This window comes from Desulfothermus sp. (assembly GCF_053993635.1).
This window is the reverse complement of record NZ_JBMYBT010000047.1, coordinates 1-20,066: the sequence shown is the minus strand read 5'-3', so window position 1 is coordinate 20,066 and position 20,066 is coordinate 1. Positions and strand designations below refer to the sequence as shown.

The 20,066-nt window shown below is 34.0% G+C and carries 22 protein-coding genes; 15 read left to right on the top strand and 7 right to left on the bottom strand.

Features of this window, described 5'->3' with window-relative positions:
- Positions 1 to 196: 196 nt before the first annotated feature.
- Positions 197 to 421 (top strand): hypothetical protein, encoded by a 225-nt coding sequence (locus ACY2V1_RS03595; protein ID WP_461833427.1) that lies wholly within the window; start codon positions 197 to 199, stop codon positions 419 to 421.
- 1 nt (position 422) lies between these two features.
- Complete coding sequence (locus tag ACY2V1_RS03590; RefSeq protein ID WP_461833426.1) at positions 423 to 1,310, top strand: patatin-like phospholipase family protein; 888 nt, start codon at positions 423 to 425, stop codon at positions 1,308 to 1,310.
- Here the strand turns inward: ACY2V1_RS03590 and ACY2V1_RS03585 are convergent.
- Together ACY2V1_RS03585 and ACY2V1_RS03580 are read right to left on the bottom strand one after the other, a co-directional pair.
- Positions 1,307 to 1,741 carry an ATP-binding protein gene (locus ACY2V1_RS03585; protein ID WP_461833425.1) on the bottom strand — a complete coding sequence of 145 codons (435 nt, stop codon included), beginning with the start codon at positions 1,739 to 1,741 and terminating at the stop codon, positions 1,307 to 1,309. The two genes, ACY2V1_RS03590 and ACY2V1_RS03585, sit on opposite strands and share 4 nt — an antisense overlap.
- A 17-nt stretch (positions 1,742 to 1,758) precedes the next feature.
- Positions 1,759 to 3,084 carry an ATP-dependent 6-phosphofructokinase gene (locus ACY2V1_RS03580; RefSeq protein WP_461833424.1) on the bottom strand — a complete coding sequence of 442 codons (1,326 nt, stop codon included), beginning with the start codon at positions 3,082 to 3,084 and terminating at the stop codon, positions 1,759 to 1,761.
- A 179-nt stretch (positions 3,085 to 3,263) separates the two neighbouring features.
- Between ACY2V1_RS03580 and ACY2V1_RS03575 the strand changes: the two genes are divergently transcribed.
- A complete protein-coding gene (locus ACY2V1_RS03575; protein WP_461833423.1) occupies positions 3,264 to 3,659 on the top strand; it encodes a secondary thiamine-phosphate synthase enzyme YjbQ in 396 nt (131 codons plus the stop codon).
- A 9-nt stretch (positions 3,660 to 3,668) separates the two neighbouring features.
- On the top strand, positions 3,669 to 4,307 hold the full coding sequence (locus ACY2V1_RS03570; protein WP_461833422.1) for a DUF3786 domain-containing protein: 639 nt from the start codon (positions 3,669 to 3,671) through the stop codon (positions 4,305 to 4,307).
- Here ACY2V1_RS03570 and ACY2V1_RS03565 read toward each other — a convergent pair.
- The 3 genes from ACY2V1_RS03565 to ACY2V1_RS03555 form a co-directional block, all read right to left on the bottom strand.
- On the bottom strand, positions 4,300 to 4,524 hold the full coding sequence (locus tag ACY2V1_RS03565) for a hypothetical protein (RefSeq protein WP_461833421.1): 225 nt from the start codon (positions 4,522 to 4,524) through the stop codon (positions 4,300 to 4,302). The genes ACY2V1_RS03570 and ACY2V1_RS03565 overlap by 8 nt on opposite strands.
- Positions 4,496 to 6,103, bottom strand: a complete 1,608-nt coding sequence (locus tag ACY2V1_RS03560) for a carboxyvinyltransferase (protein WP_461833420.1) — start codon at positions 6,101 to 6,103, stop codon at positions 4,496 to 4,498. Before ACY2V1_RS03560 ends, ACY2V1_RS03565 begins: the two co-directional genes overlap by 29 nt.
- Before the next feature lie 120 nt (positions 6,104 to 6,223).
- A complete protein-coding gene (locus tag ACY2V1_RS03555; RefSeq protein WP_461833419.1) occupies positions 6,224 to 6,364 on the bottom strand; it encodes a hypothetical protein in 141 nt (46 codons plus the stop codon).
- A gap of 86 nt (positions 6,365 to 6,450) precedes the next feature.
- Here ACY2V1_RS03555 and ACY2V1_RS03550 point away from each other — a divergent pair, with 86 nt between their 5' ends.
- The 3 genes from ACY2V1_RS03550 to ACY2V1_RS03540 are packed head-to-tail and all read left to right on the top strand — an operon-like array spanning position 6,451 to position 9,034.
- Positions 6,451 to 7,518 carry an inorganic phosphate transporter gene (locus ACY2V1_RS03550; protein WP_461833418.1) on the top strand — a complete coding sequence of 356 codons (1,068 nt, stop codon included), beginning with the start codon at positions 6,451 to 6,453 and terminating at the stop codon, positions 7,516 to 7,518.
- Between the two features lies 1 nt (position 7,519).
- Positions 7,520 to 8,137, top strand: a complete 618-nt coding sequence (locus ACY2V1_RS03545; protein ID WP_461833417.1) for a DUF47 domain-containing protein — start codon at positions 7,520 to 7,522, stop codon at positions 8,135 to 8,137.
- Between the two features lie 33 nt (positions 8,138 to 8,170).
- A complete protein-coding gene (locus ACY2V1_RS03540) occupies positions 8,171 to 9,034 on the top strand; it encodes an RluA family pseudouridine synthase (protein WP_461833416.1) in 864 nt (287 codons plus the stop codon).
- A gap of 61 nt (positions 9,035 to 9,095) precedes the next feature.
- Here the strand turns inward: ACY2V1_RS03540 and ACY2V1_RS03535 are convergent, their stop codons facing one another.
- Positions 9,096 to 10,385: an RsmB/NOP family class I SAM-dependent RNA methyltransferase gene (locus ACY2V1_RS03535; protein WP_461833415.1), complete on the bottom strand. Its 1,290-nt coding sequence runs from the start codon at positions 10,383 to 10,385 to the stop codon at positions 9,096 to 9,098.
- Between the two features lie 30 nt (positions 10,386 to 10,415).
- On the opposite strand from ACY2V1_RS03535, the gene ACY2V1_RS03530 reads away from it, so the two are divergent.
- Complete coding sequence (locus tag ACY2V1_RS03530) at positions 10,416 to 11,957, top strand: FG-GAP-like repeat-containing protein (RefSeq protein WP_461833414.1); 1,542 nt, start codon at positions 10,416 to 10,418, stop codon at positions 11,955 to 11,957.
- Positions 11,958 to 12,013: 56 nt separating this feature from the next.
- Here the strand turns inward: ACY2V1_RS03530 and ACY2V1_RS03525 are convergent, their stop codons facing one another.
- Positions 12,014 to 13,114, bottom strand: a complete 1,101-nt coding sequence (locus tag ACY2V1_RS03525; protein ID WP_461833413.1) for a geranylgeranyl reductase family protein — start codon at positions 13,112 to 13,114, stop codon at positions 12,014 to 12,016.
- 63 nt (positions 13,115 to 13,177) lie between these two features.
- Here ACY2V1_RS03525 and larE point away from each other — a divergent pair, with 63 nt between their 5' ends.
- From larE to ACY2V1_RS03490, 7 genes are all read left to right on the top strand, one after another.
- Entirely contained in the window at positions 13,178 to 13,957 is a 780-nt protein-coding gene (gene larE, locus ACY2V1_RS03520) for an ATP-dependent sacrificial sulfur transferase LarE (RefSeq protein ID WP_461833412.1), read from the top strand.
- 23 nt (positions 13,958 to 13,980) lie between these two features.
- Positions 13,981 to 15,090, top strand: coding sequence for a DUF362 domain-containing protein (locus ACY2V1_RS03515; RefSeq protein ID WP_461833411.1), 1,110 nt, complete (start codon positions 13,981 to 13,983; stop codon positions 15,088 to 15,090).
- Between the two features lie 322 nt (positions 15,091 to 15,412).
- A complete protein-coding gene (locus ACY2V1_RS03510) occupies positions 15,413 to 15,709 on the top strand; it encodes an FmdB family zinc ribbon protein (RefSeq protein ID WP_461833410.1) in 297 nt (98 codons plus the stop codon).
- Positions 15,710 to 15,721: 12 nt separating this feature from the next.
- On the top strand, positions 15,722 to 17,017 hold the full coding sequence (purB, locus tag ACY2V1_RS03505) for an adenylosuccinate lyase (protein WP_461833409.1): 1,296 nt from the start codon (positions 15,722 to 15,724) through the stop codon (positions 17,015 to 17,017).
- 67 nt (positions 17,018 to 17,084) lie between these two features.
- Entirely contained in the window at positions 17,085 to 17,639 is a 555-nt protein-coding gene (pyrE, locus tag ACY2V1_RS03500) for an orotate phosphoribosyltransferase (protein WP_461833408.1), read from the top strand.
- A 33-nt stretch (positions 17,640 to 17,672) separates the two neighbouring features.
- Entirely contained in the window at positions 17,673 to 18,935 is a 1,263-nt protein-coding gene (locus ACY2V1_RS03495) for a L,D-transpeptidase family protein (protein WP_461833407.1), read from the top strand.
- 131 nt (positions 18,936 to 19,066) lie between these two features.
- On the top strand, positions 19,067 to 20,066 hold a 1,000-nt coding region (locus ACY2V1_RS03490), incomplete at its 3' end, for a M99 family carboxypeptidase catalytic domain-containing protein (RefSeq protein WP_461833406.1).

Sequence of the window (20,066 nt, the reverse complement as noted above, 5' to 3'; positions counted from 1 at the left end):
ATATTATATTGTTTTAGACAGATTATTTCTGTGGATTGTAGATTATTCTTATGAAAAGCAAATATCTTTTTTTAAACGATTGGGACTTGATCTAAATGGAAATTCTCGGTTTTTTATAGGAATTTTAATAGGATTTGTTATTTTAATTGTACTTATAGGTATTTTTTCAATTTTTTCCAGGTCAAAAAAGGAAAGTGTGTATGATTATTTTTTAATTTTTCTTAGAAAATTAAAAAAACGAGGTATAAAAGTGGATGCTACCTATGGACCATTGGAAATTAAAGATATGTTGGCGTCTAGAGATGAGTCATGGATTAAAAAGGCTTTGCTTGTAATTGAATTATATGTAAAAATAAGATATATAAATGAATTTAGTAAGGAAGATATAACCATGTATAAAAAATTAATTAAGGATATTTGATATGTTTTTTCGTAAAAAAATTGGTCTTGCACTGGGAGAAGGTGGAGCCAGGGGCCTTGTTCACATAGGGGTTTTACAGGTCTTCAAAGAAAATGATATCGAGGTAGATATAATTGCAGGCACCAGTATTGGGGCCATAATTGGTGCTATGTATTGTGAGAAAAAAGACCCCTATGAGGTGGAAAGCAGATTCAAGGACTTTATAAATAGTGACTTATATGAAGATGTGGGATTTATGAATTTGGAAAAACGGGGTGGTAGGCAACCAAGTTTTTGGGATCAGATCTATTCAAAGGTCAAGGGAACAATAGCCCTCACCCTGGCCCAGGCAAAATTAAGCATATTGGACTTTAAAAAGTTTAAAAAAATTATAGATTTTTTAATAAGGATTGAGTCATTTGACCTATGCAAAATCCCTTTAGTTGTTGTTGGCACTGACCTTAGATATGGAAGAGATATTCCCATATGTGTGGGAGACTTAAAGAGAGCTGTAATAGCAAGTGCTTCAGTACCAGGCTTCTTCCCTCCTGTAGAAATTAATAATCATCTTTTAAGTGATGGTGCTATTGCATGCCCTGTTCCTGTAAAATATGCAAGGCTAAGTGATGAGACAATTACAATTGGTGTAGCAGTGCCCCCTAAACTAACGCCAATTCAAGACATAGAAAACGCTGTGGAACTTTTAATTAGAGCTGAAGAAATAAATATGTATTATTTAACCTGTGAGATGCTAAAAAATGCTGACATTTCAACAATTCCAGATATTGGCGATATTCAGTGGAATGAATTTCACCACATAGATGAACTTATTGAAATTGGCAGAGAAGCGGGAAAGCAGCTTATACGTAACCTCCATAAAAAAATGGGAGTTATAAAACGTTTTTTTTAAATCCCTATTTCAAGGTGGAGAATATTTCCATTTTCCTCCTGGGAAAAAAAGTAAGAAAATTTTTTGGCTATTTTCTTTATCAAAAAGACCCCCATACCCCCTTCAGTAGGAGATGTGGGATCTGGTTCTGGGAGATGATGGGGGTCAAATCCTTTGCCAAAGTCTATTACATTTAAAATAACTTTTTTAGAATCCAACCATATTTTTACTTTTAATTTTCCTACGACTCCCTCTGGGTATGCGTGCTTTATAACATTGGCTGCTGACTCATATATTATTAGTTCAAGAAAGTAGATGACCTCCTCTGAACATTTTTCAAAATAGGGGTGTTTTGTGAAGATTGCCTTTGCAAAATGCCCAATTGCTGGAAGGTAGTAAACTTGTGCTGGGACTTCTAATAATATATCTGGTTCTTTGTTAGTAATGTTCATTTCTCTTTATCCTGAAATTATTTGTTGCTAAATTGAGGAGGTTGTCCTGTGGAAGCAAGCACTGCCTTCCAATAAGGAGAATTTACATTTAATTTCCGTCTCTTTTTGGTCACCAAGGAGAGTGGGAGATAAACAAATTTTTCCATTACCTTAGTTACAACCATATTTGTCTTCCCTGCCATGGCCGCATGGACTGCATGCTGTCCTAAGAATGCACAATATACTCCATCATTGGCATTTGCAGGTACTGATCTAATTATGTAACTTGGATCAATAAATTTCAAGGTGATAGGTATATTTTGCTCTTTAAAATATTTTTTTATCTTCTCTTTAAGCAGCCCACAGATGTCTCCTAAGATTGGATTTCCTGAGGCGTCAACAGGGATTTTTTCATTGTTTTTCTTCATCTCCCGTCGCCATAGGTCTTGCCCAGCACCTTCAGCAACAACAATTACTGCGTGACCCCTTTCCTGAATCCTCTTTTTTAAGTATGCCAAAAGACCATGTTCCCCATCAAGTTCAAATGGCTGCTCTGGAATCAGAACTACATTTACGTCTTTTTGGGCCAAGGTGGCTTCACTTGCAATAAATCCAGATTCTCTGCCCATAAGTTTTACCATACCGATTCCATTTGGAGCCCCAGTAGCTTCTGTATGGGCACATCTAATGGCCTCAATGGCCTTTGTTACTGCTGTATCAAAGCCAAAAGAGCGTGGAACAAAATAAATATCATTGTCAATAGTCTTGGGAATACCTACAACTGATATCTTCATCTTACGTTTTTTTATTTCCTTCCAAATAGCAGAAGCGGCCTTCATTGTTCCGTCACCCCCAATCATAAAGAGGATATTTATGTTCATCCTCTCCAGTGAATCTACTATCTCTTCTGGTGGTTGGTGCCCCCTTGAGGAGCCTAAAATAGTGCCTCCAAATTCATGGATTTGAGATACATTTTCTGGAGTTAGCTCCCATATGCTGTGTCCATATTGGGGCAAAAATCCCTGTAGACCATAACGAATACCAAGTGTAGCCGCCACCTTATATTGATGATGGGCCTCCATTACAATGGATCTAATCACATCATTTATTCCAGGACAAAGACCTCCACATGTGACTATAGCACATTTTGTCTTTGATGGATCAAAATATATCTTCTCCTTGGGGCCAGCCTCTTCAAATATGAAATATCTTTGATTTGGATCTTCGGCATCAATTACTTCTTCTGAAACATACAGATTCACCTCTCCAATCTCAGATAAAAATGGCCGCAGCTGCTCTGGAACTGGAATTTTGGCATCACCCAGGGTATCTACTTTTATTTTTTTGGGTCTTATCGTGGGCATTGGATCCTCCTTCTTTTACCTTGATTCTTTAATATATGAGGATAAAAGAAAATGTATTTTTTGACAAGACTATTTGTTGGTTTTAATCTAATTTAAAGTTTGTGAATTTTGATTAAAAGAGATGGGGTTGAATAATTTATTTTGAAGGATTAATCTGTTAAAAAAAGGAGGTTGTGAATATGGAAATGATAAATATCAGGACAAAAAAAAGAGAAGAACTTATTGATATAACCACTGAGATAAAAGGATTGGTGTCCAGAAAAGGGTGGAGGGATGGAGTTTTGTATGTTTACACACCTCATACTACAGCAGGCGTAACCATTAATGAGTCTGCAGATCCTTCTGTGGCATATGATATAGTAGAAACCCTTAAAAAATTAGTACCCATGTCATCTCATTATAGACATGTTGAGGGAAATAGCGATGCCCACATAAAATCATCACTAATTGGATGTTCTGTAAATTGTTTTGTAGAAGATGGTAATTTAGTTCTAGGGACTTGGCAGGGGATATTTTTTGCTGAGTTCGATGGGCCTAGGAATAGAAAAGTGTATGTGAAATTCCTAAATAAATAGGGGAAGAAAATGGAAAAAAAGGCACCTGTATTTAAAGAAAATTATGAAAAATATTTGAACCAAATTAGTAAACTTGATTTTTCAAAGACTGCAAAAATTCTAGGATTAAAACTAAAAGACACATCAATTTGTGTCCCTTTTTTTAATAAATGTATTAAGGTCAACAAATCAGGCATGTATGATGAGGACGGAAAACAACCTATGTATTCTGAATGTGTGGTTATTGCCAAATATTTGTTAATGGCTCAAGATTATGTGCCAGAGCCAAAGGGATGGGTGACTTACAAGGATTTTAAGGATGCGGCTCCCTTTGCAGGTGCATTTTCAAATAATGTAGAAAGGATGATAGAAAAGCGTTTTTCAAATAAGATTGATAAGTTAAAAGAAGCTGGGAAGATTCTAGGAGGAAATTTGGTTACAGATATGGATCTCTCATATGAACTCATAATGAGATTTTTTGTCCTACCCAGGTTTCATATCCTTTTGGTGTTTAATGATGAGGATGAAGAATTTCCAGCTGAGGCCAGGATACTTTTTCAGGATAATGCAGATAAGATATTAGATATGGAATGCCTTGCTATCTCTGGCTGGCTTTTGTCTGATTATTTATACATTTTAAGTGGAGGGGAAGAGTTTACTATTATGTAATATCAAACATAAGCCTATTTTTCTTTTTTATCCTATAGTCGATTTCTACCTCAAGCATAAGCTTTTTTTGCATTAATTCATGTAGCTCACTTGCATATATTTTTCCTTTTGATACGTCTTCTTCCATTAATAATCTTTTCCACTCTTTTTCTATTTTTTCTTTTTCCTTGGTAAGTTTATCTATTTCCTCATCTAATTTTTTTATCTCCTGATACAAGGAATCGTCTCCTTGTTTTTTTAAACTCACCTTTGCTCTCCTCCTTTTTTTGGGAGATATTTGTGATTTTTGGCATGGATTTAAAGTAAGTCCAATATGTTGGCCACAATTTTGTGATTTCTCCAGGATTTTCTAAAAATATTTCATATCCTATTAAAGAGATCAAAGATAAGGCTATAGTCCAATTGGGGGTAGGAGAATAGATCTTCACTTGTTTTTTTTCTTTGGTTTTGTAAATAGAAAGCGTATCTTTATTTAACTCATAGTTTATATTTAAGCTGGTTAAAACATAATTTAAATTGTCTTGTTCAGATAAAGGAATACCTCTGATTTCTGCTTTGTTTGCAAAAATTCCCAGGGAAACTGCAAGAGGTACAAGCCTGCTTGAGCCTTGGATGTCAAGCTCTAAGAAATCTAATTTTTTCTTTTCATATTTAATGTGAATTTTATTTTTTTCAACACTTATGTTTGGAGTGATGACTTTAAATATTTTTAAAAATAGGGCCCCATCATTAAAGTCTGCTGGGTAAGTCCCTGTTATATTGGCTTCACCCCCACAAATTATAACCATACCAAGTAAATATGCCGTCAACTCAGGATCAAGGATATGGGGGATGTCTATACTATGACACAGATCTGGGAATAGTGTAATCTGGTGGTCGTCTATTTGATATTTTACTCCCAACTTATTGAATAAGAAAAAAATCCTGTCAATAAATGGGTTGCCCAAATCCCTATTGGGAGCAGAGATTGAGATTTTATTTAAATTATATGCAATAGTTGAAATAAGAAATGCAAAAAAGGCTGGATCTGGAATTTCTTCTGAAACAACCAGCGTGTCGTTAATTGTACCTGTTGCTTCTATTCTTATTGGAAGTCCATAACTCCCAGGAATCAGTGGAGCAATCCTGGCTCCCATTTGTGGGAGCAGGGAAAAAAGTGGTCTTAGATCCATGGATTTTAGATTTGAATCCCCAGTAAATTTACATATCCCAGGCTGGGATATGGCTGCAAAAATAAGTAAATAGAGATTCAGTTCATCTTCGCCAGTAAAGATTGCTTTTTTGTTGAAATTTAGATGTTGTCCTTGTTTTCGATAAAGCAGGTCCCTGTCCCAGGTAAATGAAGAATCTAATGCATTTAATGCCTTTATGAGTTGGTAAATTGAATCATTTAGTACCAGGTGTTTGATCTCTACTGGTAAGTTTTTTAAGACAGATATATAGATTAAAAATCTTGTTAGATGTATATCAAATGGACCAGCAAGGTTTATGTTTACAGGTTTATTTTTAAACGGCCTGAGTTTAAACGGTTTTTCTTCTTCTTTTTCCGCCAATTCGTAAGACAGGTTATTAAAATGATTGTAGAGGGTTCTAAGGGTTTTGGGGTTTATGCCCAACTCTTTGGTCTTTTTGCTCCAGATTTTCCACAGGTTTCCTTCAAACTCACTGTCTGAAATAGGCGCATTCTTTTTTCTTTTATCTCTTAGATAAGCTGAATAAAGTAATGTTCTTTTTATTAGCAAATCTAGCAACTCTTCATCTAGTCTTATCACCTTTTGTAAATTTTCTTTTTTCATTGAGACTCCAATTTTAGCAGGAGATTTTTGGGTAATCACCAAATGTCCATTTGGAAGATGTTAAATTTTTTGCCATACGTCAACTCTATTTTTTGGTGTATTAGTGTATTGGTTTATTAGTTATTGGTGTATTGGTGTATTGGTTATTGGTATATTGGTAAAATCAACCATTATACCACTAACCAATACCCCACTAACCACTACACCACTAACCACTACACCACTAACCAATATACCACTAACCAATACACCACTAACCATTACACCAATTATTTCGACTTTGGCAATTGGGCTATTGACTATTAGGTTTAAATATATGAATGTATTATCCCAATTGGAGACATTATATGGACAACATATTTTTGTATCTAGTGATTGGGCTTGTTTTTTTGTTTACTTTTGTCAATGGTTTTCATGATGGCTGTAATGTGGTAGCAACGATTATAGCTTCCCGGTCCATGAGACCCAAGAGGGCCCTTATATGGGCAAGTATATTTGAATTTTTAGGAGTGGTTTTTCTTGGAACTGCAGTTGCTAGTACCGTGGGAAAGGGTATTATAGATCCATCTGTAATAAAACATGGATCATATGTATCTCTTGCGCTTATTTTCAGTGGAGTACTTAGTGCCCTTTTATGGAATATAATTACCTGGTTACTTGCCCTTCCATCAAGCTCATCCCATGCCTTAATAGGCGGCCTTGTTGGAGGTGGCATTGGTGCATTTGGTGTAAATGTAATCAATTGGGAAGTTCTCTTACTTAAAGTAATATTAGTTATGTTCATAACTCCAATCATTGGGATGTTTGTTGGTTTTTTGTTGACCCGATTCTCTTTTAAAATTCTTGCTAACTGTCCCTTATCCATAAATAATTTTATTAAACGTATTCAGTGTGTTAGTATGTGTTTTTTGGGGGCTTCCCATGGAACTAATGATGCTCAAAAGTCTATGGGTTTAATAGCATTGGTGCTTGCCAGTTGTGGAGTTATAGACCAGTTTTATGTGCCTAAGTGGGTCATATTAGGGTGCGGCTTTGCCATATCCATGGGGGTATTAAGTGGGGGATGGAGGCTTATAAAAACCATTGGTTTTAGGATATTTGACTTAGAGCCAATACATTCCCTAAACTCCCAGTTAGCAGCAGGTAGTGTCATATATATCTCTGGATTGTTTGGAAGCCCAGTTAGTACCTCTCAGATTATGAGCTCATCAATCATGGGTGTTGGGGCAGCCCATAGGTTTAAACAGGTGAGATGGGAAGTTGCTAAAGATATATTTCTTGCTTGGTTTATCACAATACCTGTTGTTTGCATCCTTTCTATCTTATTTTATTGGGCAGTAGCTTATTTTTTTGATCTGCAACAAACAAGTATGTATTTAATAGTAAAAAAGTTTAAAATATTAATGGGATTTTAATATGGGGTTATTTGGCTTTTCAAAGAAAAAAAAATTAGATTTTTTTAAATTACTTAATTTGCAAATGCAAAGAACCTTTGATGGTGTAAAGTTGTTAGACCATTATTTTAAGAAAAATGAGGAGGATGTAGTAGATAATCTATGTAAGCTGGAACACGAAGCAGATGAATATAGAAGATTTATTGTTGATGATTTGAATCAGACATTTATTACTCCTATTGACAGAAAGGATATATATGCCCTATCCCGATCCATTGACGATATAATGGATTTAGCTAAAATAATAGTAGAAGAAATAGAGGTATTAGAAGTTAGGCCAAATCAATATATGCAAATGATATCTACCAATCTTGTGCATGCCACATCTAAGCTAAATGATTCTATAAATCATTTAAAGGAACGTCCCAATCTATCTAGAGAAGCAGCAATAAGATCTAATTTGCTTTTAAACAACCTACAACATTTGTATTTTGAAGCAATTAAGGACCTGTCAGAGTTGGATACAGATATTTCTTATCGATTTAAATTAAGGGAGGTCTTTCACAGGCTTTTAGAACTGGCAAAGCAGATTAAATTAACCAATAACATACTTTTAGATATAATGATCAAAACCTATTAAACCATGGAATACACAAGGACTCAAAACATTCAAGTGGATCGGCGATCTAGTGGCAGAAAATTATTTCAGTTCTTGGAAGATTTTTTAAATAACCAGGTTCCAAAGTCCGCCTTAATGAAATGGATACGTACAGGCCAGGTCAGAGTTGATGGAAAAAGGGCAAAACCTTTTGATAGATTAAGGCAGGGACAAGTAATTAGAATCCCCCCCTATAGAAGGGAATGTAAAAATATCTTAGACAAAGAAGAAAAAAATCCATTTGTTTTAAAGAGGATTTATGAAGATGATAATTTCATAGTGCTTTATAAGCCACCTAATTTAGCTACTCAACCAGGGAAAAATTTAGAAGATTCTTTATATAGTAGATTGAAAAATGAGTATCCACATAATACCCCTTTTTTGGTACATAGGCTTGATAAAGATACTTCAGGTCTAATATTAGTGGCAAAGACTTTTCATTATTTACAATATTTACAGTCATTATTTTTATCAAAAAGAATAAAAAAGATATATATTGCATGGATAAAAGGAGTTACCAAATGGCATAAATGGACTATAATAAAAGATAGATTTGAAGAGCAGCGTAATAGTAAAACAAAAAAGGTGGAAGCAATTAGCTACGTCAAGACTTTAAAAAATATAGATAAAAATAGCCTTGTAGCTGTTTTTATAAAAACAGGTCGAAAACACCAAATACGTATTCAAATGAGTCTTAGAAATCATCCAATAATAGGTGATAAAAAATATTCCAAAGAGAGAAATAGTAAATACCTTTTCCTGCATTCATATTTGCTTAACTGGGACGAGTATTCTTTTAGTTGTCTCCCCTTACATTGGGACGGAAGATTTAAAGTGGATTCAGAAGATGTAAAAATGATATATCCATTGCCTGAGTAAACCATGTAGCAAATTTAAAAAAAATAGTAGTAAAAGTTAGAGATGCACAAAAAAACATATCTTATCTGCTGATTAAGCACCTTTTTCCTTTGACCCTAAGTAATGTCAAGGGAAGGTCCTTGTAATATAGATGCATGTATTTAAAATTACCTGAAATAGAGATGCTACTTCCTGAAACAAGGCCTTTAATCTGATTTATATCCTTAACAACTAATTTGTTTTCTGCATTTTTATCAAACCATTTCCATAATTTAGTATTTGGTATAAAATAACCTTGTTTTAGTTTCCCTAAAAAACATCCTTCAGTATCGATTTCCCCATAAGGTAATTTTTTTTTAAAAAACACCAAGTCCTTTTTTAGATAAAAAATACCATTTAAAAATTTTGAGAAACTAAGCCCATATGATTTGAGCATCTCTTTTATTTTTTCATTATCCAGTATTCTTAAATTATCAATCCCTTTAAATTCATCTCCAGCATGTTGATTATCTCTATCTTTTGATAAACAAGCAACAAAAAATCCCTGTGAATAGAATTTATGTCCCTTGATTGCAAGGGTTCCTGGAAATTTTTCATTAAAATACTCAAAGCCCTCGATCTTATTTATAGGGATAATTTTAAATCCCAATTCATCTATTGCCCATTTTATTTGATCTTCATTTTCTAATATGTTGGTAGTGCATGTTGAATATACCAATTTCCCTCCGGGCTTAAGAAGCAAATAAGCCCTTTTTAAAAGTTCCCTTTGAAGTTTTATAAGGGGTGCAATTTTTTCCCCATGCCACAGACGTTTTACCTTTGGGTTTTTATCTTCTGTGCCCCATCCACTACAGGGCACATCTAAAAGTATATAAGGGAACTTTATGTGTTCAGGAAAATTTTCGCCCATAAATGAGGTTAGACAGACATTAAAAAGATTTAGTCTCTCTATATTCTTTTTGAGGGTTACATATCTTTTCCTATTAGGTTCATTGGCCACTACAATACCCTCATCTCCAACAAGCTCGCTTAAAATCGCACTTTTACCCCCTGGGCTGGCACAAAGGTCTAGGACAATACTATCTTTTGGAGGATTTAAGATTAAAGGGGGGAGCATTGAAGACAGATCCTGGATATATATTTGCCCAAAATTATTTAGGATTGAATTACCCAATTTTATTTTATTGGAAAGACAGATCCTTGCCTTTGAATAAAAGGAAACACGCCTGATATCAAAGCCCTCTTTATTTAAAATTTCCTCTATGGTTGGAATATATTTGTCATTACATACAATTCTAAAACCACATGCCATATTTTGTTCTCCAAAAATCTTCTTTACCTTAAAAATTATAAATGATATCTGCAAATTCACAAATTAAGTATACATCCTCGGAGGAGAGAAATGAGAAAATTCGTTATTTTATTTATAATGTTTTTTTTGTGCAATATAGCCTATTCAGCTCAACTTAAAAAATTTTCAGTACTTTCTTTTAAGGTAAATGGGCCTGATGAATTTAGGTATCTTTCTCAAGGTGTACAGTCAATGTTAATTTCTAGGCTATCCACCCCCTCTAAATTAGAGTATGTTAAAGTTGAACACTCAAGCAAGACCCCTATAAAGGTAATCCAAGAAAATGAGTTGGATTATCTTATTTTTGGAGATGTGACAGTTGTTGGAACAAATATTAGCATAGATATAAATGTGCTAAATAAAAATGGTAAGTCTTTTTCCCAGAATATATCTGCTCCGCAAGATGAACTGCTTTCAAGATTTGATGAAGGAGTTATTTTAATAAAAAATAGAATGTTGGGAATAAAACCAAAGCCAAGAAAGACACAAAACGTTTCAGAGAGCGCACCTGAGACTCAGAAATTAAATCCTTCATTTGAATACGCCAAATCACCAGGTACCCATAACATGGGATATATCAGGACACAATCTCTACCTTTTGAGATGGTTGGTATGGATGTAGGAGATGCAAATGGTGATAATAAAAATGAGGTATTTATTTTGTCCCATCACAAGATTTACGCATACATACTTATAAAAGGTAAATTAAAAAAGATTGGAGAACAAGGATTTGGAAGAAATATAAACGGTCTCAATATAAATGTGTTTGATTCTAATAGGGATGGTTACGCTGAAATATTTATCTCTGCAATAGATAATGAGGGATCGCCCAGTTCCTTAGTTATGACCTTTAAAAACAATAAGTTCAGAATAAAACAAGAAAGATTGAAATTTTACCTCAATGTTAAGAGAATTCCACCAGATTTTACCAAAAGGATAGTAGCACAAAAGGCTGGTATTGGGAGGATTTTTGCCCCTGGAGTGCATGAATTAGTGTCTATGCGTGGAAAGTATCAACTAGGGGCAAAGATTAAGCTACCAGAGGGCGCCAATGTGTTTAATTTTGCCTACCTGCCAGAAAAAAAATCTTATAAAATAATACTCGCTGGTTATTATGATAGGCTAAAAGTTTTTTCAGACGATTTGAATCCCTTATATAAAACAAACACCCGTTATGCTGGGTCATCTATTGGAATCATCACCTCCAATGCCTTACCAGGGCTAGGAGAAAATGTAACAGACCCCAAAAATATGTATTATATTCCAACGAGACTTATTCCCTATGATCTAGAAAGAAATGGACAATTTGAAATAATTGTTGCCCATAATATGTCTGTATCTTCGATGTTCTTCTCCAGATATAGGGAATTTCCAGAAGGTCAAATACATGCACTTGTTTGGGATGGAGTTGGTTTAAATATTTTGTGGAAAACTAGGACAATAAAGGGTTCTATAATGGATTATGGGATAAATGACATAGATAATGATTCTAAAAAAGAACTTTACGTTGGGATAAATACACATCCAGGCCCTGTTGGTTTTAGGAAGAAAAGAACTATAATTTTAATTTACGAACTTAATTTGAAGAAGTAAAAAAAAGAGTTTCATGTAAACAAGTGGTATGTTAACTCTATTAATTTTCCACAACTTTATTTTAAAAAGGCATTTGATAAAAAATAAAAAGGTAGTTTTAATAACATTTTTTTGTAACTAAATTTATTATTTATAACTTTCATTAAATCATTAAATACAAATTTATTTTTAACAAAATAATTATAACAGAATTGCTGGTGATTATAAAAAAAATGGGATAATCGATTTGCCCATAGTAAATCTTTTCCTATTTCCTTAATAATTATATTTGAATAGAGATGTTCTTTAGAATTTAAAATACAATCTGCAGCTATTTTGCCGCTTAAAATTGCGTGCCTTATGCCTTCTCCAGTTAAAGGGTCAACCAAATTTGCAGCATCACCAACTAAAAATACCCTTTTGCCATGTAGTTTTGAATGTCTTGTATAAATAGGTAGTGGATGAGCATAAATATTTGTCTTATCATTAAATATATCCATTTTTTTCAATAAATCAATGAAGACCTTTCTCATCCTAATACCATTTTCCATATTCCCTATACCTATAGACAAATGGGACCTTTTGGGAAAAATCCAGAAATATCCTTTTTTTACCACTCCAAAAGACACAAGCAATTTTGACCTATATTCCTCTAAGATTTCATCTTTTGCTCTGATTTCAGCCTCAAGAGCTAGTCCCATATTTTTGTTTTTAAAAAATCCCAGGCTTTTTTTTACTATAGAAGCTGCTCCATCTGCACCAATTACATATTTACATTTCAAGAAATTTCCACCTTTTACTTTTACCTGCACATAAGATCTATAAATTGATATTTGTTCAATAAAAGTTTTATCAATTACCTCCACAGAACTATTTTTCAGGATGTGATAATCAAACTCATCTCTCATTACCATATTCAAATATCTTGGTGCCACGGTGTGGGTAATAGTTTCTTCATTAAAACAGAAGCTCGCCAGATTTATGTGGTCTTCAATGACTTTGTCAAAGGAAAAAGGGAAGTATTGCATACCAACACCAGGAACGCCCCCTGCGCACACCTTATATCTGGGAAGGGGCTTTTTTTCTATAACAGCAACCTTGGCTCCGTTTTTACTTAGAAAATAAGCACTGCTGGCACCCCCAGCTCCAGCACCAACTATAACAACGTCAAAATCCATATTTGATCCCCTTTGGAGTTTTTTTCCTAGACTATATCAATGGGTTAAATTAAAGTCAAAAACATGGATATTTATGCAAAAATTAATAAATTAAAAGAAATACTCAAAGATTTGCAACCTGGAATCATAGCGGTCTCAGGAGGATTAGACAGCACGGTTCTGGCAAAATTCATAATGTGGTGTAATTTTGATTTTAAGGGAGTTTTTTTTACAGGAAATCACATAACTAATTATGAATATAAATGGGCAAAAAGCATTTTCAAAGATATTGGCCTTGATTATGCTGAATTTGAAGTTAATTTATTAAACTTAAAAGAAATTAAGGAAAACAAAAAAGTTAGGTGTTATGTTTGTAAAAAATATCTTTTTAGCACTATCCGGGAAAATGCAGGTAATAGAACAATAATTGAAGCCTCACATGTAGATGATCAAAAAGAGTATAGACCAGGTATGGATGCAATAAAAGAGTTAGGTGTTGTTAGTCCATATAAATTGGTGGGGATGACAAAAAAAGATATCTCCATTTTGGGTCGTGAGTTAGGACTGCCCATAGACAGATTTCCGACCAGGCCATGTCTCTTGACAAGATTTCCCTATAACTCAAAGGTTGATCCAAAAGTTTTAGGTGCAATAAACATGGCTGAGAGTTATATTTTGGGATTAGGACTTAAGAATTTCCGCATTAGGACAATAAACAGAGGGTTTAAGTTACATGTATTAAACAGAGAAAAGGATGTTTTTTTGAGAATGCAAGACAAAATAATTAGTAAATTGAAAATGTTTAATATAAATATAACTGAGATTGTTTTTAAGGAAAAACTATCAGGATTTTTTGATAGGTAAATTAAAAAAAAGGGGGAGATGTTATGTGCAGTCAAGTATTTTTTTGGAATTTAAGGACATCTTTTAAGGCACCTTATGAAAAAAAAATTAAAAAACTAATAACAACAGCAGGATTTTTAAAAAAAATAGAGTCCAAGGATTTGGTTGCAATTAAAATGCATTTTGGAGAAAAGGGCACTACCAGCTTTATATCCCCTATTTGGGTTCAATCTATTATTGGGATTCTAAAGAAAAGTGGGGCAAAATGTTTTTTAACTGACACAAATACCCTGTATGTTGGAGATAGAGGTGAAGCTGTCTCACATATTTTAAGGGCAACTAAACATGGATTTGACCCTGCTATTATTGGAGCTCCAGTTATTATAGCAGATGGTCTGAAGAGCAGCAATGAGATTGTTTTAAATTACCCAGGGAAACACTTTAAAGAATATTATTTTGGAAAAGATTTTTTTGAGGCAGATGCAATGGTAAATCTCAGCCATTTTAAAGGGCATGAATTAACGGGTTTTGGAGGTGCAATAAAAAATATAGGTATGGGCTGTGCTTCCAGACGGGGTAAAATGCAGCAACACTGTGGTCTTGGACCAAAGGTCAAAAGAGAAAACTGTATTGGATGTGGTAGGTGCATTGAGTCTTGTGAAGCCAATGCCCTTTCTTTAGATGATGAAAATAAGATAGTGGTTGACCATGAAAAATGTGTTGGTTGTGCCAACTGTCTCCTCGCATGTAGAAATAATGCGTTAGATGTCAACTGGAAGGTAGATGTGAAGGTATTTTTAGAGAGACTTACTGAATATTGTGCATCATTTGTTTATAATTTTAAAAAGCCAATTATCCATATAAATTTTATTATGAATGTGTCTCCTTTATGTGATTGTGTGGGGTTTAGCGATGCACCAATTTGTCCTGATATAGGCATTGCAATATCCTATGACCCTGTTGCACTTGACCAGGCATGTGTGGATATGGTGAATCAGGCAACAGCAACAAACGTTGGTCAATACAAAGAGGATCCAAGTAAACACTCAGATAAATTTAAGGCTATTCATCCCAAAACCATGGGTGAATATCTACTTGAATATGCGGAAAACCTGGGGTTAGGTAAAAGAAAATATGAATTGGTGGCTATCTAGCCCTAGACAACCAACCACTTAGCTGGTAATTATTACCACTCAAGCAAATTTTGGATAAGGAGGATAGATTATTATGGCTAGACACAAAAAAATTGAGAGGAGAAAAGAAATTGATCGCAGGAGGAGGAGAAGAAGAAAAAGGCTAAAGCAGAGGATTAAAGAGGCAATGGCTGCTAAGAATTCGTAATCTAATTGAGGGTGAGAGAGCAGTGGTTATATATAAAAAAGGGGTAGATGATTGGGCATTGTTGACTAGCGGGTGTTCAGGTTTATAATTCAGAGAGAATACGTTCAAAGATTTATCACAAGGAGGTGATGAATTATGCCTATTTATGAATATGAGTGCACATCTTGTGGACACAGGTTTGAAGAGTGGCAAAAGGATTTTAAAGAAAGAGATGTTGTTTGCAGTGTATGTGGTGCAAAGGCAAAGAGGCTTATTTCTAATACTTCTTTTATTTTAAAGGGCTCAGGTTGGTATGTAACAGACTATGCAAGGCCCAATCCATCTAGCAGGGGAAATGGGAAGAATGGAAATGGCTCTAAACCAAAGACCTCTTCTGCTCAAAGTGGCACTTCCGCAACCGCCTCAACCCAAACTACACAAAAAGATAACTAAAGGGTCTTATTCATGATTGAGAGATATACAAGAAAAGAGCTTGGAGATATTTGGTCGCTGGAAAATAAATTTAGAAAATGGTTGGACGTGGAAATTGCTGTTTGCGAGGCATGGCATAGGCTTGGATACATCCCTCAAAAAGAGATGGAGGAAATTAGGTCAAAGGCTGATTTTGACCTGCAAAGGATACTGGAAATAGAGGAAATTACAAAGCACGATGTAATCGCCTTTTTAACAGCAGTAGAAGAAAAAGTGGGTCCAGCATCTAGATATATCCATCTTGGGTGTACATCTTCAGATATAGTTGATACAGCAAATAGTTTGCTACTTAGGGAGGCTGGAGAGATTATTTTAAAGGACCTTGATAGGATACTTTCCCAGCTAAAAAAAATGGTTCATGAATATAAATCTCTGGTGGTAATTGGAAGGACCCACGGAGTCCATGCAGAGCCTACCAGTTTTGGTTTAAAATTAGCTACTTTTTATGCAGAATTTAAAAGACAAAAGACCAGGTGGAAGCAGGCATTAAAGGAAATTAGTGTAGGAAAAATTTCAGGGGCAGTTGGGACCTATGCCCATCTGTGCCCTGAAGTGGAGAAAATAGCATGTGAAATATTGGGGCTTGAAGTAGATCCAATATCAACACAAATAATTCAAAGGGATAGATACGCATTTTATTTCAGTGTACTTGCCCAAATCGGAGGTACAATTGAAAGACTGGCATTGGAGTTAAGGCATCTCCAGAGAACAGAGGTACTAGAAGTTGAAGAGGGATTTTCAAAAGGACAAAAGGGCTCTTCTGCAATGCCCCATAAAAAAAATCCCATATCAGCAGAAAATTTATGTGGTCTTGCCAGGTTGGTACGGACCAATAGTATGGCAGCCCTAGAAAACATGGCCCTTTGGCATGAAAGGGACATTTCCCATTCATCTGTTGAGCGTGTAATAATGCCTGATTCTACAATATTAATAGATTACATGTTAAATCGATTGACTAATGTCCTAATGAATCTAAAGGTCAACAAAGAAAACATGGAAAGAAATCTCTATTCATCCTTTGGCCTGTTCTTTTCCCAGCGCATTCTTATAGCCTTGATAGAGAAAGGATTAAAAAGGCAAGAGGCCTATGAGATGGTTCAAAGACAGGCCCTTAGAGCTTGGAATGAGAAGGTACCTTTATATGACCTGGTTAGAGAAGACCCTGATATCACAAAATACTTAAGCGAGGATGAAATAGAGTCTCTTTTTGATGTAAATTATTATTTAAGATATGAAGATGAGATTTTAAAAAGAGTCTTTGAAAACTAAAAATGGGAATTTAACATATGCGTGCCATTTTATGATTAATTGCATGTTATTAATTTGGAGAAGATAGATGGAAGACCTAAAGAAAAGACTTGCAAAACTACTCTTGGAAAAATCTTACATTGAAAGGGAGGTGACTCTAACTTCAGGAAAAAAGAGCAATTATTATTTTGATTGTAAGCCAACTGCTCTTCATCCAGAAGGGAGTTATTTAATAGGAAAACTTTTTTTTGAAATGTTGTCAGAGAATGTAGATGGTGTGGCAGGTATGACTCTAGGTGGAGATCCTCTGGTAACAGCCGTAACTGTAGTGTCTCATATAGAAGGAAGACCCTTGCCTGGTCTTATTGTTAGGAAAAAACCAAAAGGACATGGTACCCAAAATTATGTGGAAGGGTTAAAAAATTTTAAACCTGGCCAGAGGGTAGTTGTTTTAGAAGATGTAATTACTACTGGAGGAAGTGTGTTACTTGCTTGCCAGCGACTAAAAGAAGCAAATCTTGAGGTTGACCAAATCTTTTGCATTTTAGATAGAGAAGAAGGTGGAAAAAAAAATATTGAGGAGAAGGGCATAAAATTACATTCTATTTTTACAAGGGAAGAGCTGTTTAAACTGGCTGATTAACACAGTTTCTTTGAATTAGAGACTCATTATCCAATGAAAAGAAATAGATTGAAAACAACTGTCAGCACAATATTTATTTTTTTGTTTGCCAAAATATGTTTGGCTCAACCAATCGTAATAATTCCCCATAAATATCTTCCTTCCTATTTTATTGCAGTTGATAAAAGCAAGCAACGACTCTTTTTGATTGAATATAATGGAACTATTAACATTATTGCTCAAATACCCTGTTCCACTGGTTCAAATAATGGAGATAAATTTTTTCAAGGTGATGAAAAGACTCCTGAAGGTGTTTACTTTATTACAAGAAAGATAAAAAGACCTCTTGATTTTTCTTTATATGGAAATTTGGCTTATGCAACAAACTATCCTAATCCAATAGATAGATTGTTTGATAAAGATGGGGGGGGTATATGGTTACATGGAAGGGGTAAAAAATTGATACCTTATGACACCAGAGGATGTGTGGCAGTTGAAACAGCGGATTTAAGGAATTTAGAAAAATACCTCAGCTTAAAAGTTACCCCAATTTTAATTGGATCAAAAATCTTTATTAAACCAAAAGATAAAGAAATACAAAAAGAGATTAACAATATAAAAAATAAGGTATTAAAATGGATTAATTATTGGAGGAAGAAAGATCCCATTTTTTTCTCCTATTTTGATCCAGTTTCTTATAGTAAGACCAGCTACATTCCTTTTAAAAAATTTATTGAGCAAAAAGAGATTACTTTTTTGCGATATAAATGGATTGATATTTTTATATCTCAGTTAAATATAATACCAGGGCCATATTATTATGTAACTTCATTTTTTGAACTGTATAGAAGTCCTATATTCAAATCTCAGGGGCTTAAAAGACTCTACTGGATGAAAATAAATGGTGAGTTTAAAATTGTTGCTTCTGAATGGATTCACATTCCCATCAATTTAGATCCGAAATACTTGGCCTACCACTCAGATGGGTTACTAAACTTTGTAAAAAAATGGAAAGAAGCTTGGGAGAAAAAAAATTATACTCTTTATGCTAAGTGTTATGATGAAAATGCAATACAAGGTCCATATAAGGGATTAGCTTCAATTGTTGAAAATAAAAAAAATATTTGGAAAAAGTCAGGTAATATTAAGATTGTAATAAGAGACATTAATATATCCATTCATAAAAAAGGTTTTTTGATAAAATTTTATCAAAAATATATTAGCGACATCCATAAAGATATTGGTAATAAAATATTAATAGTGTATCCGTTTACTGATACATATAAGATAATTGAAGAAAGATGGTATACCCTATAAAAAATTTTTTTCACGTATTCTTAATTATATTTACGATATTTGCCCATACTTGTAGTGCATCAACTATAAGACGCATTGTATTTTTTAAAAATACGAGTTTCCCGTTGAGATGTTATTTTTTAAAAGGAGATATGGATGGACCAACAATTTTGGTTCAAGGGGGTATCCAGGGAGATGAAATAAGTGGTGTCCTAACAGCAGAAATATTGCTCCATGCCAAGATAAAGAAAGGAAATTTAATTGTTATTCCAAGGGCAAATGTGCCAGCTATATTGCATTACACACGTGGAATAAATGTGGATTTAAATAGAAGATTTGATAAGGACTATAAAAAATTTTATGAAGATCACCTTGCAAGGGCAATAAAATTAATAGTTTCTTTTACTGATGGTCTAATTCACCTTCATGAAGGTTTAGGTTTTTATAGTCCTGTATATATAGATGAACTACGAAATCCAAGGAGATTTGGTCAATCATATATCATTGATACGACTGTATACAAGAAACATATAAATTTAGAAGCAGTTGTCAAAAAAGCTATTTTAAAATTAAATTCTTATATAAAAAATAAACATTATTCTTTTAATATATTCAATACCAATACAATTTCGTCTAGTACAAAGTATCCAGAACAGAGAAAATCGTTTAGTTACTATACATTAACTCGCTTAGAAAAACCAGCCTTTGCAATAGAGGTAAGTAAGGATATCAAGAATACCCTCTGGAAGACAGATGTTCAGCTTAGGGCCACTCAATATGTCCTAGCTGAGCTCGGTGTAGATGTGGAACTTCCAGATGTAAAAGAGTATTATGAATTAATGAATGAGCAACGTAAAGGAATAAAGATATTTTTAAATGGTCAGGATATTACCAATAAAAATAGTTTTGAGCCATGTCCTTTTTTGAATATTGCTATAAAAAAAATTAATACAAAGGATGTAGTGCATGAAGAGATAGGAATTATATGCAGCAAAATGGTAGGATTAAACCTCCTTACTTTGAAGTATTTACCATATAAAGGAATTAAGTCTATATTTTTAAGTATAGACGGGAAAAGAGTAAAAAAGTGGGATTTAAGGATAGATAATAAGAAAGAGTCTATTTTCCCTAAACACCAAAATATTTTTGTGT

Bases quoted from the DNA above. Each gene is read 5' to 3' on its own strand.
- ACY2V1_RS03550 (WP_461833418.1), top strand. From the start codon at position 6,451: ATGGACAACATATTTTTGTATCTAGTGATTGGGCTTGTTTTTTTGTTT.
- ACY2V1_RS03560 (WP_461833420.1), bottom strand. From the start codon at position 6,103: ATGAAAAAAGAAAATTTACAAAAGGTGATAAGACTAGATGAAGAGTTG.
- ACY2V1_RS03515 (WP_461833411.1), top strand. From the start codon at position 13,981: ATGTGCAGTCAAGTATTTTTTTGGAATTTAAGGACATCTTTTAAGGCA.
- ACY2V1_RS03495 (WP_461833407.1), top strand. From the start codon at position 17,673: ATGAAAAGAAATAGATTGAAAACAACTGTCAGCACAATATTTATTTTT.
- ACY2V1_RS03585 (WP_461833425.1), bottom strand. From the start codon at position 1,741: ATGAACATTACTAACAAAGAACCAGATATATTATTAGAAGTCCCAGCA.
- ACY2V1_RS03530 (WP_461833414.1), top strand. From the start codon at position 10,416: ATGAGAAAATTCGTTATTTTATTTATAATGTTTTTTTTGTGCAATATA.
- ACY2V1_RS03555 (WP_461833419.1), bottom strand. From the start codon at position 6,364: ATGGTTAGTGGTGTATTGGTTAGTGGTATATTGGTTAGTGGTGTAGTG.
- ACY2V1_RS03525 (WP_461833413.1), bottom strand. From the start codon at position 13,114: ATGGATTTTGACGTTGTTATAGTTGGTGCTGGAGCTGGGGGTGCCAGC.
- ACY2V1_RS03545 (WP_461833417.1), top strand. From the start codon at position 7,520: ATGGGGTTATTTGGCTTTTCAAAGAAAAAAAAATTAGATTTTTTTAAA.
- purB (WP_461833409.1), top strand. From the start codon at position 15,722: ATGATTGAGAGATATACAAGAAAAGAGCTTGGAGATATTTGGTCGCTG.
- ACY2V1_RS03575 (WP_461833423.1), top strand. From the start codon at position 3,264: ATGGAAATGATAAATATCAGGACAAAAAAAAGAGAAGAACTTATTGAT.
- ACY2V1_RS03570 (WP_461833422.1), top strand. From the start codon at position 3,669: ATGGAAAAAAAGGCACCTGTATTTAAAGAAAATTATGAAAAATATTTG.
- ACY2V1_RS03590 (WP_461833426.1), top strand. From the start codon at position 423: ATGTTTTTTCGTAAAAAAATTGGTCTTGCACTGGGAGAAGGTGGAGCC.
- larE (WP_461833412.1), top strand. From the start codon at position 13,178: ATGGATATTTATGCAAAAATTAATAAATTAAAAGAAATACTCAAAGAT.
- pyrE (WP_461833408.1), top strand. From the start codon at position 17,085: ATGGAAGACCTAAAGAAAAGACTTGCAAAACTACTCTTGGAAAAATCT.
- ACY2V1_RS03580 (WP_461833424.1), bottom strand. From the start codon at position 3,084: ATGCCCACGATAAGACCCAAAAAAATAAAAGTAGATACCCTGGGTGAT.
- ACY2V1_RS03510 (WP_461833410.1), top strand. From the start codon at position 15,413: ATGCCTATTTATGAATATGAGTGCACATCTTGTGGACACAGGTTTGAA.